Raw genomic sequence first — 16,501 nt, 5'->3', positions numbered from 1 at the left:
GCCCCCGGCTCCCCTTGGCCGCGCCCGGCCCGCGCAACGTCCCGGGCTCTAAATCTCCACGGGCAGGGCCTTGCGCAGCCCCTCCACCACCTGGGCGTGGCGCTTGTCCACTTCCTTGTCCTTGAGCGTCCGCTGGGCGTGGCGGTAGGTCAGGCGCACGGTGATGTTGCGCCGCTGCCCGCCCTGGGGCTCGTAGAGGTCGGTCATGACCACGTTCTCCAGCAGGTCCACGCCCATGCCCGTGATGGCGTCGATGACCGCCTGGGCATGCAGGCCCACGGGCGCCTGGACGGTAATGTCGCGGCGCACGGGCGGGAACTTGGCCAGGGGCGCGAATCCCGGCACCAAAGCCTCGTGCAGGGCGCGCAGGGCGTCGGCGTCCAACTCCGCCAGCCAGATTTCACGCCGCGCGTCGTAGCGGTCGGCCACGGCGTCGGTCACGCGGCCCAGCACGCCCACCGCGCGCCCGTCCACGCGGACCTCCACGCAGGGCGCGAGGTAGCTGTGGCCCTCGCGCAGGGTGTAGCCCGCCCCGGGCAGGCCCAGATGGGTCAGCAAATGCTCCACCAGCCCCTTGAGGTCGGCGTAGTCGGCGCTGTCCTCCCCGGGCCAGGGCCAGCGCTCGGCGCGCCGCCGCCCGTAGACCAGCAGACCCAGCCGCGCGGGTTCGCGGGCCGTGGTTTCCGAAGCCGCATCGGCAAAGAACAGGTGGGCGTACTCGAACAGGCGCAGCCGCGCGGCGCCGTGGGCCACGTTGGTGCGCACGTTGGCCAGCAGGCCCGGGGCCAGGGCCGTACGCAGCACGTTCTGGTCTTCGGACAGGGGGTTGATCACGGCCACGCGGCCCTCGGCGGGCAGGCCCAGCAGGTCCAGGTCCGCCTGGCCGCAGAAGCTGTAGTTGATGGCCTCGCGCAGGCCCGCGCCGCGCGCCCATTTCTTGATTCCCATGGCGAAGTCGAAGCGGGTGTCCTTCTGGCCGATGGCGTCCAGGGACTTGGCCACCCGGGGCAGCACCGCCGGAATGCGGTCCATGCCGTGGACGCGGGCCAGTTCCTCGATGAGGTCCACCTCGCGCTCCAGGTCCAGCCGGTGGCTGGGCACGGCCACCTGCCAGTCCGCCGGGTCGGCTTCGTTCACGGCGCAGCCCATGCCCGCGAGCGTGGTGCGGCAGAAGGCGTCCTCAAGAGGGATGCCCAGCAGCTTCTCGGCCCGGACGCGGCGCAGGCGCACGGTGCGCGGGCGCCAGGGCGCGGGCTCGGCCACGCACAGCCCGGGCAGAAGCCGCCCGCCGCCGCACTCGGCCACGAGCGCGGCCACGCGGTCCAGGCTGCGACGCGCGAGGCCCTGGTCCACCCCGCGCTCGAAACGGTAGGACGCCTCGCTGGGCAGGCCCAGGCGCCGCGCCGTGCGACGGATGGTCGCCGGGTCGAACACCGCCAGTTCCAGGAACACGTCGGTGGTCGCGTCGCTGACCTCGGTTTCCAGCCCGCCCATGACCCCCGCGAGGCCCACGGGGCGCTCGGCGTCCCATATGAGCAGATCGCTGGCGGTGAGCAGGCGCTCCTGGCCGTCCAGGGTGGTGAAGCGCTGGCCCTCGGCGGCCAAACCCACGCGGATGGCCGGGCCGCGCAAAAGATTCAGATCGTAGGCGTGGTTGGGGTGGCCCAGCTCGAACATGACGTAGTTGGACACGTCCACGATGTTGCTGATGGGCCGCTGGCCCACGGCGATGAGCCGCCAGCGCATCCAGTCGGGCGCGGGGCCCACGCCGACGCCCTGGATGACCCGGCCCTGAAACAGGGGGCAGCGCGCGGGGTCGTCGATGGCGATGGAGACCATGGCCGAGCAGTCCGGGCCGGACTCGACCACGCGCGGCTCGGGCATGGTCAGCGGCAGGCCGAAGGCCAGGGCCGTTTCCCGGGCCAGGCCGAGCACGGAGTTGCAGTCCGCGCGGTTGGGCGTCACGCCGATGTCGAAGACCACCTGATCCAGGTTCAGGGCGTCGGCCAGGGGCGTGCCGGGGGCCAGCTTCCGGTCCAGGACCATGATCCCCGCGTGGCTCCTGCCCAGGCCGAGTTCGTCCTCGGCGCAGATCATGCCCGCTGAAATCTGGCCGCGCAGCTTGGCCTTCTTGATGACCAGCCCGCCGGGCAGCTCGGCGCCGATGGTCGCCACGGGCACCTTCTGCCCCTGGGCCACGTTGGGCGCGCCGCAGACAATGGGCAACGGCTCGCCCCGGCCCACGTCCACAAGGCAGACCGACAGCTTGTCCGCCTCGGGGTGGCGCTCGCACTGGAGCACATGGCCGACCACCACGCCGTCCAGGTGACTGAAGGGCCGGATGATCTCCTCCAGCTCCAGGCCGAGCATGGTCAGCCGGTGGCCCAGTTCCTCGGGCGTGCCCTCGTAGGGCACGAATTCGCGCAACCAGTTGAGACTCAGCAGCATGGTATTTCCCCTTGAGCCGGGCGGCCAGGCGCAAGGCGCCCCGGGGTGCCCCGGCGGATGTCGGCGTGGATGGTGCCGGGCGTTGCGGGGCCGTTGCCCCGCGCCTGCGGCAGGTGGGTTTGCATATCCTTAAATGGCGCGCATAGCAACCGCGGGGCCGGGCGCGGGACGCGGCGGAAGTGCCGCCGGACCGTGCCCGGCAACGCTCCGCGCGCCGCCTCCGACCGCGGGGCCGCGCCCGCCCGCCCCGGCGCCCGGAGAGCCCTCCCCGACGGCACGCCCGGCCCCCCGGCGCGCAAAAAAGGGCCCCGGCTCGTGTGAACCGGGGCCCTGGCGTTCCGGGAGATGGATTCAGGTCAGGCGAATTGGCCGAGGAAACGGGTGTCGTTCTCGAAGAACATACGCAGGTCGCCGATGCCGTACTTGAGCATGGTCACGCGCTCCACGCCCAGGCCGAAGGCAAAGCCGGTGTAGACCTCGGGGTCGTAGCCCACGGCCTTGAAGACCTCGGGGTCCACCATGCCGCAGCCGAGAATCTCCACCCAGCCCGTCTGCTTGCACACACGGCAGGGCCCGCCGTCCAGCTTCCCCGTGCCGCCGCACATGCGGCAACTGATGTCCACCTCGGCGCTGGGCTCGGTGAACGGGAAGAAGCTGGGCCGGAAGCGCACGCGCGTGTCCACGCCGAAGATCTGGCGCACGAACGAGGTCAGCGTGCCGCGCAGGTCGGCCATGCTCACGTCGCGGTCCACCAGCAGTCCTTCGATCTGGTGAAACATGGGCGTGTGCGTGAGGTCGGAGTCGCGGCGGTAGACCTTGCCCGGCGCGATGACCGCCACCGGCGGCTTGCGGGCCAGCATGGTGCGGACCTGCAAGGGCGAGGTGTGCGTGCGCAGCACCACGTTGCCCGCGACGTACAGGGTGTCCTGCATGTCGCGCGCGGGGTGCTCGGGGGGCAGGTTCAGGGCCTCGAAGTTGTGCCAGTCGGTCTCGACCTCGGGGCCGGTGACGGCCTCGAAGCCCAGCCCGGCGAACACCGCGCAGATCTCCTCCATGACCAGGGTCACGGGGTGCAGCGAGCCCTGCTCGGGCGCGCGCCCGGGCAGGGTCGGGTCGAAGCGCGACATCGCGCCCCGGGCGGTCTCGGCGGCAAGCTCGGCCTCGCGGGCGGCGAACAGCTCGGTCAGCGCCTGCTTGACGGCGTTGCCGGTCTTGCCCGCCAGGGGCCTGTCCTCGGGGCCCAGGGTGCCCAGGCCGGCCAGCAGGCCGGCCAGGAGCCCCTTGCGCCCGAGATACCTGACCCGCAGTTCCTCCATGTCCGACGCGGCGCAGGAGGCGATCTCCTCGCGCATGGCGGGGACGAGGGCTTCCAGGCCGCGGACGAGTTCCTCACCCGCCTGGGACACGGCTACTGCACCTTGGCCTTGGCGATCTGGGCGATCTGGGCGAAGGCGTCCTTGTCGCGCACGGCGATGTCGGCCAGAACCTTGCGGTTCAGGACGATGCCGGCCTGACCCAGGGCATGGATGAACTTGCTGTAGCTCATGCCGTGCTCGCGGGCGGCGGCGTTGATACGCATGATCCACAGCGAGCGGAACTCGCGCTTGCGGACCTTGCGGTCGCGGTAGGCGTAAACCAGGGCGCGCTCGACGGTCTCGCGGGCGGTTTCGTACAGCTTGCTGCGCGCGCCGCGATAGCCCCTGGCCATCTTCAGAAATTTCTTGTGCCGCGCCTTGGCGGTCTTGCCTCTCTTAATACGCATCGTTCATTTCCTCCTTTGTGGCCCGCCCCCCTGGGTCGCCCCGGTACGGCAGGCAGAACGATCTGGGTGCTTGGAAAAGGCCCTACTTCTTGAGGGTCGCCTTGGGAACCATGATCCTGACGGCGGGTTCGTTGGTGCTGTCCACCAGGGCGCCCTGACCGAGGCGACGCTTCCGCTTGGCGTTCTTCTTGGTCAGGATGTGGCGCAGGCCCTGACGGCGGCGGGCGATCTTGCCCGAACCGGTCAGCTTGAACCGCTTGGCCGCGCTTCTGTTGGTCTTGAGCTTGGGCATTGGTCTCTCCTTTTCGGTGTGCCGCTTGCGCGGCAAAACCCCGGGAACATCCCGGGGAGGGTTCGGGCCCTCAGGCCCGCTCCCGGAACTATCTTCACCCCGCCGGGCCCGAGGGCTGCGGCGGGCGTGCGCCCTGGCCGGGCGAAGCGCTATTTGGGCAGCGGCGCCAGAAGCAGGCTCATGGTGCGCCCCTCGCTACGCGGGAGCTGGTCCACCTTGGCGATGTCCTTGACGGCCTCGACCATGCGGTCAAGGACCATCATACCCCGGTCCTTGTGCACGATTTCGCGGCCGCGGAAGAAGACCGTCACCTTGACCCGGTCGCCGTTCTCCAAAAACCGCCGCGTGTGCTTCAACTTGGTGTTGAAGTCGTGGTCGTCGGTCTTGGGGCGGACCTTGATCTCCTTGATCTGGACGACGGTGGTCTTCTTGCGGGCTTCCTGGGCCTTCTTCTGCTGCTGGTACTTGAAGCGCCCGAAGTCCATGATCTTGCAGACCGGAGGCCGCGCGTTGGGCGACACTTCCACAAGATCAAGGCCCGCATCCATGGCCATCTTGAGTGCGTCCGGGGTGAGCATGATGCCCACCTGCTCGCCGTCGTCACCGATGACGCGCACTTCGCGCGCCCGGATCTGCCGGTTCCGCCGGACCTGGTTAGCTACCGAAGCTATAGCGCATTCCTCCTCGTTTGAAGGGCTCCCGGCAGTCCTCCCGGATCATCTCCGCGACTTCGGCCAGGGTTTTAAAGCCGCGGTCCTCGCCGCGCAGGCGCACACTCACGCCCCCGGCTTCCACTTCCTTGTCGCCCACCACCAGGATGTAGGGAACTTTGGCGACCTGGGCCTCGCGGACCTTGTAGCCCAATTTTTCATTACGCAAATCCGCCTCGGCCCGCACCCCGCTGTCCTGCAGGGCGGCCAAGGCGGTCTCGGCAAACGCCTTCTGGTCGTCGGTCACGGTGAGCACCCGCGCCTGCACCGGCGCCAGCCACGTGGGGAACGCCCCGGCAAACTGCTCCACGAGAATGCCGATGAAACGCTCCACGGAGCCCATGATGGCGCGGTGAACCATGACGGGACGATGCTTCTCGCCGTCCTGGCCGATGTACACCAGGTCAAAGCGTTCAGGCAAGGTGAAATCGACCTGGATGGTGGAGCACTGCCACATGCGGCCCAGGCAGTCGCGCAGCTTCACGTCGATCTTCGGGCCGTAGAACGCGCCGTCGCCCTCGTTGATGGCGTAGGGCAGGCCCATCTCGGCCATGGCGTCCATGAGCGCGGCGGTGGCGCGCTCCCAGTCCTCGTCGGAGCCGATGGACTTCTCGGGCCGGGTGCTGATTTCCATGGCGCACTCGAAGCCGAACAGGCCCATCAGGTCCTGAATCCAGGTCATGACGCCTTTGATTTCGTCCAGAAGCTGGTCGGGCCGACAGATGATGTGCGCGTCGTCCTGGGTGAACTGGCGCACGCGCAGCAGCCCGTGCAGCACGCCGGATTTCTCGTGGCGGTGCACCACGCCCAGCTCGAAGTAGCGCACCGGCAGGTCGCGGTAGCTTTTCAGGCTGGAGTTGTAGATGAGCATGTGCGCCACGCAGTTCATGGGCTTGACGCCGTAGGCCGTCTCGTCGATCTGCGTGAAGTACATGTTCTCGCGGTAGTTGGCGTAGTGGCCCGAGGTCTCCCACAGCTCGCGCTTGAGCAGTTGCGGGGTGCGCACGATGCCGTAGCCCCGGCGCAGCATCTCGCGGGTCACGAAATCCTCAAGGATGGTGCGCACCAGGGCGCCCTTGGGGTGCCAGTAGACCATGCCCGCGCCGCCTTCCTCGTGGAAGCTGAACAGGTCGAGCTGCGGGCCGAGCTTGCGGTGGTCGCGGCGCTTGGCCTCCTCGATGTGCGCCAGGTGCGCGGCCAGGGCCTTGGCGTCGGCGAAGGCGGTGCCGTAGATGCGCTGGAGCATGCGGTTGTTCTCGTCGCCGCGCCAGTAGGCGCCGGCAACGGAGAGCAGCTTGAAGGCCGCCACGAAGCGCGTGGAGGGCACGTGCGGGCCGCGGCACAGGTCCATGAAATCGCCCTGGCCGTAGAGCGTGAAGCGCTCACCGCCCAGGTCGTCCATGATCTCGGCCTTGTAGGTCTCGCCCATTTCATTGAAGAGCGCCACGGCCTCGGCCTTGGACACCTCACGCCGCGTGAAGGGCTCGTCGCGGGCCACGATGGCGCGCATGCGCTCCTCGATGGCCTCCAGGTCCTCGGGGGTGAAGGGCCGCTCGAAGTCGAAATCGTAGTAGAAGCCGTTCTCGATGGCCGGGCCGATGGTCACCCGGGCCTCGGGGAACAGGGTCTTCACGGCCTGGGCCATGACGTGGGCCGCGCTGTGGCGGATGATCTCCAGGCCCTGGGGCGAGGAGGCGTAGACGGGGGTCAGAACGGCGCAGCCGTCGGGCACGGTGGTGGTCAGGTCCAGGGTGGTTTCACCGCAGCGCGCGGCCACCACCTGCTTGAAGCGCTTCTTGGACAACCCCCGCGACAGGGCGTCGGCGCACGACTCCCCGGGGCGGGCTTCCACCGTTTCCACGGCCTGCTGGTCCTGTTCCTGCACCACGTCATACCTCCCGTGCAATGCAACGGCGCGCGCCGGGCCCGGCCCCACCCGGGGCGGCCCCGCCGCGCAAACAAGAAGGGGAGGCGAGCGCCTCCCTCGTTGCTGAAATCATGGTAGGCCCGAGCAGATTTGAACTGCTGACCCCTTGCGTGTCAAGCAAGTGCTCTCCCCCTGAGCTACGGGCCTACGCCACTTGGGAAGAGCACGTATAGACGCCTTCCCCCCCGCTGTCAACAATCCCGGGCCACAATTTCCGCACATTCCAGGGGCGCCCCCGGAGCCCTCCCGCGCGGCCCCCCCGGGCTTCCGCGCGGCCTTCCCGTTCGCGCCCAGCCCGGCCCCGGCCGCGCGCCTCCCGGCGTTGCGCGCCGCCCCCGCGCGATGTACCCTGCGGGGCGGAGGATCGCCGTGGACACCACGCCGCTGTTCAGCGTCATCACCCCCAGCCGGGGCACCCGCCCCCGGGCTCTGGCCCTGGCCGTGGACAGCGTGGCCCGGGCCGCCGCGCGGGCCGGGCTCGCCTCCGGGGCCGTGGAGATGCTCGTGGGCTACGACGGCGTGCGCGGCCCGCGCACGGGCCCGGACGGCGCCCCCGCGCCGCCGTGGGTGCGCTTCTTCGACCTGCCCCGGGGCGGCGACTTCGGCAACCCCGCGCGCCAGGCGCTGCTGCGCGCGGCCCGGGGCGCCTTCCTGCTGCTGGTGGACGACGACAACGCCCTGGCTCCCGGAGCCTTCGAGGTCTACTCCGCCGGACTGGACCACGAAATGCAGGTCGGGCGCATCGACGTGTCGCGGGCCTTTGCCAAGCCCTTCCTGCCCGAGGCGCTGCCCGGGCGCGAGCTCATCCGCCCCGGCAACATCGACCCGCTGTGCCTGTGCCTGTCGCGCGAGCTGGTCGCGGTGCGCTGCGGCGGCTGGCGGCCCGAGGGCGGCTACGAGTCCGACTACCTGAACATCCTGCGCTACGCCCGCCGGGCGCGCTCCATACGCACCACCGAAGCCCTGGTGGGCATCTACGACGCGGGCGCGGGCCTGGACGAACAGGGCCTGAACCGCCGCCAGGCCGCGGCCCGGGGCTGACGCCCCCCCGCGCGCCCTCGAACGCCCCCGGGGGCCCGCCTTCACCACCCCTCCCGCCCACCGTGGTCGCCCGCACTGGACAATCCGCGCCGCGGGGCTTATCTGCGGCTGTGGCCATGCGGCCCCCCCTTCCGCCAACACCCCAAGGAGACGACACCATGGACGATATCGACCTCACACGCACCTGCCCCCACTGCGGCCAGACCCTCAAGCCCTGGCTGGGCCCGCCCGAGACCATGTGGGGCGTGCTACTGGTCTGCCCCAACAACCAGTGCCCGCTGTTCCAGTCCTCCAACGACTGCGTGGCCGAGTTCAACCCCGAGTCCAAGCTCGGCTTCCGCTACGCCGAGGACCCGGCCAACAGCTACAAGTCCTTCCACCTCGCGGCCTACTGCGGCGACACCTTCATGGAACTGACCCGCAACGAGGGCTAGCCCTCCACCCGGCCCAGCAGCCGCCTCCCCTTCCGGCGGCCGCCGCGAAATCCCCGCTCCGGCGGGTTCGTGGCGGCCGCCGGACGTTTTGATATTGTTATTTTCCTTCAGGCACGGTAACCCAAATGGGACCGACCTCCCGACAGGGGGGCGCCCCGGCGGGGACCGCGCCACCGGATGACCAGGACGCGCCATCGGCCGCAATCCGGTTGCGGCCGGGTTGCGGCCCGGATACGGTCAGGTCACGGTCAGGTCACGGCCCGATCGCCGGATTTTTTCCGCCACATCCCCGCAGGATGCGGCACCGGTTCCACGGGATGGCCCGGCGCCGCCGCGCGGCGGTGTGCTTTTTTTCAACACAACCCGGAGGTTTTCGATGAAACGCCTGCTTCTCGCCTGCCTGTGCGCGGCCATGCTCTGCGGCTTTGCCGGGGCGGCCCATGCCAAAACCCTCAAAATGGCCCTGGACGCCGACCCCGTCTCCCTGGACCCCCACGTCCAGCTCTCCGGCGGCATGCTCCAGTATTCGCACATCAGCTTCGACCCCCTGGTCCGCTGGGCCAAGGACGGCTCCTTCGAGCCCCGGCTGGCCGTGTCCTGGGAGCAGATCGATCCGCTGACCACCCGCTTCCACCTGCGTGAGGGCGTCAAGTTCCACAGCGGCAACACCTTCACCGCCAAGGACGTGGTCTGGACCCTGGAACGCCTGAAGCAGAGCCAGGACTACAAGTTCCTCTTCGAGCTGTTCGGCCCGGCCAAGGCCGTGGACGACAAGACCGTGGACATCGTGACCACCAAGCCCTACGGCCTGGTGCTGGCCATGGCCACCTACATCTTCCCCATGGACAGCGCCTTCTACAGCGGCGTGGACGACAGCGGCCAGCCCAAGGACGCCATCGTCAAGACCGGCCCCTCCTTCGCCCTGACCAACGAGTCCGGCACCGGCCCGTTCTACGTGACCTACCGCGAGCAGGGCGTGAAGACCGTCTTCACCCGCTTCAAGGACTACTGGGACACCAAGAGCCCCGGCAACGTCGATGAGATCGTGCTGACGCCCATCAAGGAAGAGGCCACCCGCGTGGCGGCCCTGCTCTCCGGCGACGTGGACTTCATCGCCCCCGTGCCCCCGCAGGACCTCGAGCGCGTCGGCTCCCACAAGGACGTGCAGCTCGTGACCATGTCCGGCACCCGCGTCATCACCTTCCAGCTCAACCAGAAGCGCCGCCCCGAGTTCGCCGACAAGCGCGTGCGCATGGCCTTCGAATACGCCGTGAACAACGCGGGCATCGTGGACAAGATCATGAAGGGCTTCGCCACCGTGGCCGCCCAGCAGAGCCCGGCGGGTTACGCGGGCCACAACCCCGAGCTGGCCCCCCGCTTCGACCTGGACAAGGCCAAGGCGCTGATGAAGGAGGCCGGCTACGAGAAGGGCTTCACCGTGACCATGATCGCCCCCAACAACCGCTACGTGAACGACGAGAAGGTCGCCCAGGCCGTGGCGGGCATGCTGGCCAAGATCAACGTCAAGGTCGAGCTGAAGACCATGCCCAAGGCCCAGTACTGGGATGAGTTCGACGCCCAGGTGGCCGACGTGCAGATGATCGGCTGGCACGCCGACACCGAGGACAGCGCCAACTTCTTCGAGTATCTGCTCATGTGCCCCAACAAGGAAACCGGCTCCGGCCAGTACAACAGCGGCAACTACTGCAACCCCGAGCTCGACGCCCTGATCGTCGCCGCCAACGCCGAGTTCGACCCCGCCAAGCGCGCCGCCATGCTGCAACAGGCCGAAAAGATGGCCTACGACGACGCCGCCTACGTGAACCTGCACTGGCAGAACAACTCCTGGGCGGGCCGCAAGAACCAGAAGAACCTGGAGCACATCCTGAACGTCATGGACTTCCCCTACTTCGGTGACCTGACCATCGAGTAGGCCCCGACGAACCGGGGGCGGGGGGTTGCCATGGCGCCCAAAGCGTTGTAGTGCCCCCTGCGCCCGGGCGAAGTCTCCCACGGCCCGAAAGCTCCGGCTTTCGGGCCGAAACGGGACTTCGCCCGCGCGGACCGGCGCGGGACCGGCCCGCGCCAGAACCGTACGGCTCCCGGCCTCATCCACACAGCAGCAGCGGCAAGACAACCTATGTTCGCCTTCATCGTCCGACGCATCGCCCAGGCGGTCATGGTGATGCTCGTCATCAGCGTCATCGGCTTCGCCATCAAGACCGCCGTGGGCGACCCCGTGCGCGATCTCGTGGGCGTGGCCGTCTCCGCCGAGGAGCGGGCCCGCCTGTCACAGGAGCTGGGCCTGAACGATCCCCTGACCGTGCAGTGGGTGCGCTTTCTGGGCGACGCCCTGCAAGGCGACCTGGGCCAGTCCTACTTCTTCAAGCGCCCGGCCATGGAAGTCATCCTGCGCAAGGCCCCGGCCACGCTGGAGCTGGTCTTCGCCGCCTCGATCATCATCGTCCTGGTGTCCATCCCCGTGGGCATCTACGCGGCGGTGCGCCCGCGCGCCCTGCTTTCGCGGCTGCTCATGGGCGGCAGCGTGGTCGGCGTGTCCATCCCGGTGTTCCTGACGGCCATCATGCTCATCTACCTGTTCGCCATCCACCTGGGCTGGCTGCCGTCCTACGGCCGGGGCGACACCGTGCGCCTGACCTCCTGGTGGGACACCGGCCTGCTCACCAGGGACGGCCTGGAACACCTCGTGCTGCCGGCCATCTCCCTGTCCTCGGTCATGCTGCCGCTGTTCATCCGCCTGATCCGCGCCGAAATGAAGGAAGTGCTGGAAGCGGAGTACATGAAGTACGCCCGGGCCAAGGGCCTGCGCCCCTGGCGCGTCCTGCTGGTCCACGGCTTCAAGAACACCCTGCTGCCCGTCATCACCGTGGGCGGCGTCCAGCTCGGAACGATGATCGCCTTCACCGTGCTGACGGAAACGGTCTTCCAGTGGCAGGGCATGGGCTTCATCTTCCTGGAGGCCGTGGAGCGCGCCGACACCTCGCTGCTGGTGGCCTATCTGGTGTTCGTGGGCTTCATGTTCGTGCTGGTCAACACGGCGGTGGACATCATCTACGGCCTGGTCAACCCCATGGTCCGCATCACGGGGAGGAAGTAGCATGAGCCTTGCCGCCCGCCTGCGCGAATCGTATTTCCTGCACAGCTTCCTGCGCGACCCCATCGCCGTGGGCAGCTTCTTGGTGGTCGTCCTGCTGGTGACGGCGGGATTCCTGGCGCCGGTGCTGGCGCCCATGAACCCTTACGACCCGGCCCAGATCGACGTGATGGACTCCGAAATGGCCCCGATGTGGATCGACCAGGACAGCACCTTCCCCCTGGGCACCGACGCCCAGGGCCGCGACATCCTGTCCACCATCCTCTACGGCACGCGCGTCTCGGTGCTCATCGGCCTGGGCGCCGTGGCCCTGCAGGCCGCCCTGGGCATCGGCATCGGGCTCGTCTCCGGCTACGCGGGCGGGCGCATCGACGCGGTGCTCATGCGCGTGGCCGACGTGCAGCTCTCGTTTTCCACCTACATGGTGGCCATCTTCCTGGGAGCCATCTTCCAGGCCACCTTCGGCGTGGGGCGCTACGAGCAGATCGCCGTGCCCTTCCTCATCGCCGTCATCGGCCTGGCCGAGTGGCCGCAATACGCGCGCACCGTGCGCGCCTCGGTGCTGGCCGAAAAGAAAAAGGAATACGTGGAGGCCGCGCGGGTCATCGGCCTGCCGTCCCGGCGCATCATGTGGCGGCACATCCTGCCCAACACCATGACCCCGGTGCTGGTCATCTCCACCGTGCAGGTGGCCAACGCCATCATGAGCGAGGCGGCCCTGTCGTTCATCGGCCTGGGCATGCCCGTGACCAAGCCCTCCCTGGGCTCGCTCATCAAGTCCGGCTTCGAGTACATCTTCTCGGGCTCGTGGTGGATCACCCTGTTCCCCGGGGTGGTGCTGGTGCTGCTCATCCTGACCATCAACCTGCTGGGCGACTGGATGCGCGACTTCCTGAACCCCAAATTGTACAAGAGCTGAGCCGTGAAGATACAACCTCAGGACGCCACCGCCACGCCGCGGCTGCTGGAAGTCGCCGACCTCACGGTGAAGTTCGCCCTGCGCAAGGGCACTCTGCCCGCCGTGTCGGGCGTGAGCTTCAACCTCGGGCCCGGCGAGCGGCTGGGGCTGGTGGGCGAGTCGGGCGCGGGCAAGTCCGTCACCGGCTTCGCCATCCTGAACCTCATCGCCAAGCCGGGGTTCATCGAATCCGGCCGGGTGCTCTTCGAGGGCAAGGACCTGACGGCCCTGCCCGAGGCCCGGCTGCGCGAGGTGCGCGGCAACCGCATCAGCATGATTTTCCAGGACCCGATGATGACCCTGAACCCGGTGCTCACCGTGGGCACCCAGATGGTCGAGACCCTGAAGGCCCACCGCGCCATCAGCGACAGGGACGCCGAGGCCATCGCCCTGGAGAAGCTGCGCAAGGTCTACATCCCCTCTCCGGAAAAACGCCTGCGCCAGTATCCCCACGAATTTTCCGGCGGCATGCGCCAGCGCATCGTCATCGCCATCGCCCTGCTGACCAGCCCGGCGCTGATCATCGCCGACGAGCCGACCACGGCCCTGGACGTGACCATCCAGGCCGAGATCATGGACCTGCTGCTGGAGCTGTGCCGGACCGAGCGCATGGGGCTCATCCTCATCACCCACGATCTGGCCGTGGTGTCGCAGGTGACGCAGAAGATCGCCGTGATGTACGCAGGGCGGATCATCGAGATGGGCCTGACCCAGGAGATCATCACCAACCCGTTGCACCCCTACACCCAGGGGCTGATCCGCGCCCTACCGCAGTCGGGCTCGGGCCGGGGCGCGCGGCTGGAGCAGATTCCGGGCATCATGCCCAGCCTGTACAACATGCCCCCGGGCTGCGCCTTCAACCCGCGCTGCCCCAAAAAATGCACCATCTGCTCCGAAGAAATGCCCGCGCTGCTTTCGCGCGGGAGCGGCAGCCTGGTCGCCTGCCACTGCGTGTAGGACGGAGGACTCCGGGACGTGAAAGTGGAACCCGCACACACCGCGCACCTGCTTGAGGTCCGCAACCTCGTCAAGCATTTCGACATCTCCGGCGGCCTGCTCGAACAACTGGGCCTGGAGGGCGGGCGCATTGTCCGTCGGCGCACGGTGGTGCGCGCCCTCAACGACGTGTCCCTGGCCATCCTGCCCGGCGAGACGCTCTCGGTGGTCGGCGAGTCGGGTTGCGGCAAGTCCACCCTGGCGCGGGCCGTCATGGGCCTGTACCGGCCGACCTCCGGCGAAATCCGCTACGAGGGCGCGCGCATCGACCACCTGGACTCCCGGGCCATGATGCCCTACCGTCGCAAGATGCAGATGGTTTTCCAGGATCCCTACGCCTCCCTGAACCCGCGCATGACCGTGCGCCGGATTCTCGAAGAGCCGTTGCGCTTCCACCACCCGGAGAGCGGCGACGCCGAGGTGCGCGACAAGGTGGCCGAGGTCATGCTCCAGGTCGGCGTACGCCCCGGCTGGGCGGACAACTACCCCCACGAATTTTCCGGCGGCCAGCGCCAGCGCATCTCCATCGCCCGGGCCCTGATGGTCGATCCGGCCTTCGTGGTCGCCGACGAGCCCATCGCCGCCCTGGACGTGTCCATCCAGGCCCAGATTCTGAACCTGCTCATGGATGCCCAGGACCAGCGCGGCCTGACCTACCTGTTCATCAGCCACGACCTGTCCGTGGTGCGGCACATCTCCACCCGCGTGGCGGTCATGTACCTGGGCTGCCTGTGCGAACTGGCGCCCACGGCCCCGCTGTTCGACGAGCCCCTGCACCCGTACACCCAGGCCCTGCTTTCGGCCATTCCCCGGCTCGGCGGCGAGGCCAGCGGGCATATCCGGCTCACCGGCGACGTGCCCACGCCCATCAACCTGCCCCCCGGGTGCGTGTTCCACGGCCGCTGCCGCCACGCGGCCCCGCGCTGCCGCGAGGAAGTGCCCGCCCTGCGCGAGCACGCCCCGGGCCGCTTCGTGGCCTGCCACGCCGTGGAGGAAGGGCGCATCTGACGCCGAAGGCCATCATGGACGATACGAAACTTCCCTGGCACGTCTATCTGCTGACCTGCGCCGACGGCACCCTGTACTGCGGCGTGACCAACGACCTCACGCGTCGGCTGGCCGAGCACAACGCGGGCACCGGCGCCAAGTACACCCGCTCGCGCCTGCCCGTGGTGCTCACGGCCAGCGCGCCCTGCGCCGACCGCGCGGCGGCCCAGGTCGCCGAGGCCGCCGTCAAACGCCGCCCGCGCGAACGCAAGGTGGATTTCCTGCGGGCCCTGGCCGCCGCCCCGCGTTTCGGCCAGCCCGACCCGGCCCCGGCCCCCGAGGCGCCCACGGCCCAGGCTGCGCCCGAGAAAAAATCCCGCTCCGCCAGGGCGCCCAAGGGCAAGGCGCCCCAGGCCGCGCCAAAGGTCGGAAGCCGCGCGGCCGAACCCGAGGCCACGCCCGAAGCGCAGGCGCCCGAGACGCCCCGGCCCGAGGCCGCAGCCGCGCCAAAACCCAGGGCCCGAGGCAAAAAAGCCGCCCCGGAGATGCCCGCGGCCCAGCCCGCGCCCACCCCGGCGCCCGGGGCCGCAACGGCCAAGGCCAAGACCTCAAAAAGCAAGGCGCTCCGCGAAGCCCGGCCCGAAGCCGAAGCCCAGCCCGCCCCCCGGGGCAAGGGCCGCGCCGTCACGCCCAGGGCCACACCCGAGGCGCAGGCGCCCGCCGCGCCCGAGCCCGAGGCCGCAGCCGCGCCCAGGGGCAAGGGCAAAACCCGGAAGGCCGCCGCCCAGGCCCCCGAAGTTCAGCCCGCCGCCCGGGCCGAGGCACCCGCGCCGCAGCCCGGACCGGCCCCCGAAGCCGCCGCGCCCGGAGCCAGGGGCAAAGGCAAGGCCAGAGCCGCCGCAAGCCCTGCGCCCGAGGCCACGGGCACTCCTGCCGCCCGGCCCCAGGCCCAGGCGGCCCCGGCGCGGGAGCCCCGGCCCAAGGCGAAAAAGGCCCCCAAGGCCCGGCCCGCCGAAGCCGCGCCGCAGGCCGCCCCCACCATCTGCCTGCCCCCGCGCGACCTGCTGGACCGCCGCCTGACCCCGCGCCGGGCCGTGCCCGACGTGGAACCCCTGCGCGGCAAGATCACCAAGGAAGACATCAGCCTCCTGCCCCTGGGCACCTGGTGCGGCGAGATCGTCATCGTGGACACGCCCCGCGCCGCCGAGGCCGCCGCGCGCGACATGCGCGCCGAGACCGTCCTCGGCTTCGACACCGAAAGCCGCCCGGCTTTCATGAAGGGCCGCTACTACCTGCCCTCGCTGATCCAGATGGCCACCACCGAGACGGTCTACATCTACATGCTCGGGCGTCTGGCCTTTCCCGAAAGCCTGATGGCCATCTTCGAGAACCCGGACATCCTCAAGACCGGCGTGGCCGTGCGCGACGACGTGAAGGATCTCCAGCGCATCACGCCCTTCGCCGCCCGGGGCTTCATCGACCTGGGCGTGGTCGCCCTGCTGCACAAGCTCGACACCCACGGCCTGCGCAACCTGGCGGCCAAGTTCCTGGGCATCCGCATCTCCAAGGCCGCGCGCTGCACCAACTGGGCCAACCCCAGGCTGACCCCGGCCCAGATCAACTACGCCGCCACCGACGCCTGGATCAGCCGCGAACTGTTCCTGGCCATGGACCGCGAAGGCCTCATCGAGCCCGCGCGCGACTACGACAACGGCAACGGCGCCGAGCAGGCCAAGGACAGCAAGACCAGGGCCCGCGTCCGGCGCGGGGGGCGCTCCCGCCGCCGCTGAGACGCCCGCGGGCTGCAAACTCGAGTTTGCACCTGCCGCCA

General features: G+C 69.3%; 14 protein-coding genes and 1 tRNA gene. 8 read left to right on the top strand and 7 right to left on the bottom strand.

Annotation, left to right across the window (positions count from 1 at the left end; all coding sequences use genetic code 11):
* Nucleotides 1–48 precede the first annotated feature (48 nt).
* From pheT to ACZ5KV_RS10415, 7 genes are all read right to left on the bottom strand, one after another.
* Nucleotides 49–2,448, bottom strand: a complete 2,400-nt coding sequence (gene pheT / locus ACZ5KV_RS10445; RefSeq protein WP_464239239.1) for a phenylalanine--tRNA ligase subunit beta — start codon at nt 2,446–2,448, stop codon at nt 49–51.
* Nucleotides 2,449–2,804: 356 nt separating this feature from the next.
* Nucleotides 2,805–3,800 (bottom strand): phenylalanine--tRNA ligase subunit alpha, encoded by a 996-nt coding sequence (gene pheS, locus ACZ5KV_RS10440; RefSeq protein WP_464241835.1) that lies wholly within the window; start codon nt 3,798–3,800, stop codon nt 2,805–2,807.
* 56 nt (nt 3,801–3,856) lie between these two features.
* Nucleotides 3,857–4,210, bottom strand: coding sequence for a 50S ribosomal protein L20 (rplT, locus tag ACZ5KV_RS10435; RefSeq protein ID WP_464239238.1), 354 nt, complete (start codon nt 4,208–4,210; stop codon nt 3,857–3,859).
* An 82-nt stretch (nt 4,211–4,292) separates the two neighbouring features.
* Nucleotides 4,293–4,502 carry a 50S ribosomal protein L35 gene (gene rpmI, locus ACZ5KV_RS10430; protein WP_464239237.1) on the bottom strand — a complete coding sequence of 70 codons (210 nt, stop codon included), beginning with the start codon at nt 4,500–4,502 and terminating at the stop codon, nt 4,293–4,295.
* A gap of 149 nt (nt 4,503–4,651) precedes the next feature.
* Nucleotides 4,652–5,173 carry a translation initiation factor IF-3 gene (gene infC, locus ACZ5KV_RS10425; RefSeq protein ID WP_464241834.1) on the bottom strand — a complete coding sequence of 174 codons (522 nt, stop codon included), beginning with the start codon at nt 5,171–5,173 and terminating at the stop codon, nt 4,652–4,654.
* Nucleotides 5,157–7,100 carry a threonine--tRNA ligase gene (gene thrS / locus ACZ5KV_RS10420; RefSeq protein WP_464239236.1) on the bottom strand — a complete coding sequence of 648 codons (1,944 nt, stop codon included), beginning with the start codon at nt 7,098–7,100 and terminating at the stop codon, nt 5,157–5,159. Before thrS ends, infC begins: the two co-directional genes overlap by 17 nt.
* 111 nt (nt 7,101–7,211) lie before the next feature.
* Nucleotides 7,212–7,286: transfer RNA gene (locus tag ACZ5KV_RS10415), tRNA-Val, on the bottom strand.
* A 222-nt stretch (nt 7,287–7,508) separates the two neighbouring features.
* Between ACZ5KV_RS10415 and ACZ5KV_RS10410 the strand changes: the two genes are divergently transcribed.
* The 8 genes from ACZ5KV_RS10410 to ACZ5KV_RS10375 all read left to right on the top strand — a co-directional run bounded on the left by ACZ5KV_RS10410 (nt 7,509) and on the right by ACZ5KV_RS10375 (nt 16,460).
* Nucleotides 7,509–8,180 (top strand): glycosyl transferase family 2, encoded by a 672-nt coding sequence (locus ACZ5KV_RS10410; protein ID WP_464239235.1) that lies wholly within the window; start codon nt 7,509–7,511, stop codon nt 8,178–8,180.
* Between the two features lie 158 nt (nt 8,181–8,338).
* Nucleotides 8,339–8,614 carry a hypothetical protein gene (locus ACZ5KV_RS10405; protein ID WP_464239234.1) on the top strand — a complete coding sequence of 92 codons (276 nt, stop codon included), beginning with the start codon at nt 8,339–8,341 and terminating at the stop codon, nt 8,612–8,614.
* 376 nt (nt 8,615–8,990) lie between these two features.
* Entirely contained in the window at nt 8,991–10,547 is a 1,557-nt protein-coding gene (locus ACZ5KV_RS10400; RefSeq protein ID WP_464239233.1) for an ABC transporter substrate-binding protein, read from the top strand.
* Nucleotides 10,548–10,754: 207 nt separating this feature from the next.
* Nucleotides 10,755–11,732, top strand: coding sequence for an ABC transporter permease (locus tag ACZ5KV_RS10395; protein ID WP_464239232.1), 978 nt, complete (start codon nt 10,755–10,757; stop codon nt 11,730–11,732).
* 1 nt (nt 11,733) lies between these two features.
* On the top strand, nt 11,734–12,648 hold the full coding sequence (locus tag ACZ5KV_RS10390) for an ABC transporter permease (RefSeq protein ID WP_464239231.1): 915 nt from the start codon (nt 11,734–11,736) through the stop codon (nt 12,646–12,648).
* A 3-nt stretch (nt 12,649–12,651) separates the two neighbouring features.
* Nucleotides 12,652–13,644, top strand: a complete 993-nt coding sequence (locus ACZ5KV_RS10385) for an ABC transporter ATP-binding protein (RefSeq protein WP_464239230.1) — start codon at nt 12,652–12,654, stop codon at nt 13,642–13,644.
* Nucleotides 13,645–13,662: 18 nt separating this feature from the next.
* Nucleotides 13,663–14,691: an ABC transporter ATP-binding protein gene (locus ACZ5KV_RS10380; protein WP_464239229.1), complete on the top strand. Its 1,029-nt coding sequence runs from the start codon at nt 13,663–13,665 to the stop codon at nt 14,689–14,691.
* A gap of 14 nt (nt 14,692–14,705) precedes the next feature.
* A complete protein-coding gene (locus ACZ5KV_RS10375; RefSeq protein ID WP_464239228.1) occupies nt 14,706–16,460 on the top strand; it encodes a GIY-YIG nuclease family protein in 1,755 nt (584 codons plus the stop codon).
* The last annotated feature ends 41 nt before the right edge of the window (nt 16,461–16,501 follow it).

It is taken from the genome of Desulfocurvus thunnarius (assembly GCF_055390965.1).
The sequence above is the reverse complement of the archived record's forward strand: the minus strand, read 5'-3'. Positions and strand labels throughout refer to the sequence as shown.

What these genes read in the sequence shown, in the direction of transcription:
- rpmI (WP_464239237.1), bottom strand. Translation starts at nt 4,502, where the DNA reads ATGCCCAAGCTCAAGACCAACAGAAGCGCGGCCAAGCGGTTCAAGCTG.
- pheT (WP_464239239.1), bottom strand. Translation starts at nt 2,448, where the DNA reads ATGCTGCTGAGTCTCAACTGGTTGCGCGAATTCGTGCCCTACGAGGGC.
- ACZ5KV_RS10400 (WP_464239233.1), top strand. Translation starts at nt 8,991, where the DNA reads ATGAAACGCCTGCTTCTCGCCTGCCTGTGCGCGGCCATGCTCTGCGGC.
- ACZ5KV_RS10405 (WP_464239234.1), top strand. Translation starts at nt 8,339, where the DNA reads ATGGACGATATCGACCTCACACGCACCTGCCCCCACTGCGGCCAGACC.
- rplT (WP_464239238.1), bottom strand. Translation starts at nt 4,210, where the DNA reads ATGCGTATTAAGAGAGGCAAGACCGCCAAGGCGCGGCACAAGAAATTT.
- ACZ5KV_RS10390 (WP_464239231.1), top strand. Translation starts at nt 11,734, where the DNA reads ATGAGCCTTGCCGCCCGCCTGCGCGAATCGTATTTCCTGCACAGCTTC.
- pheS (WP_464241835.1), bottom strand. Translation starts at nt 3,800, where the DNA reads ATGCGCGAGGAGATCGCCTCCTGCGCCGCGTCGGACATGGAGGAACTG.
- ACZ5KV_RS10395 (WP_464239232.1), top strand. Translation starts at nt 10,755, where the DNA reads ATGTTCGCCTTCATCGTCCGACGCATCGCCCAGGCGGTCATGGTGATG.
- ACZ5KV_RS10375 (WP_464239228.1), top strand. Translation starts at nt 14,706, where the DNA reads ATGGACGATACGAAACTTCCCTGGCACGTCTATCTGCTGACCTGCGCC.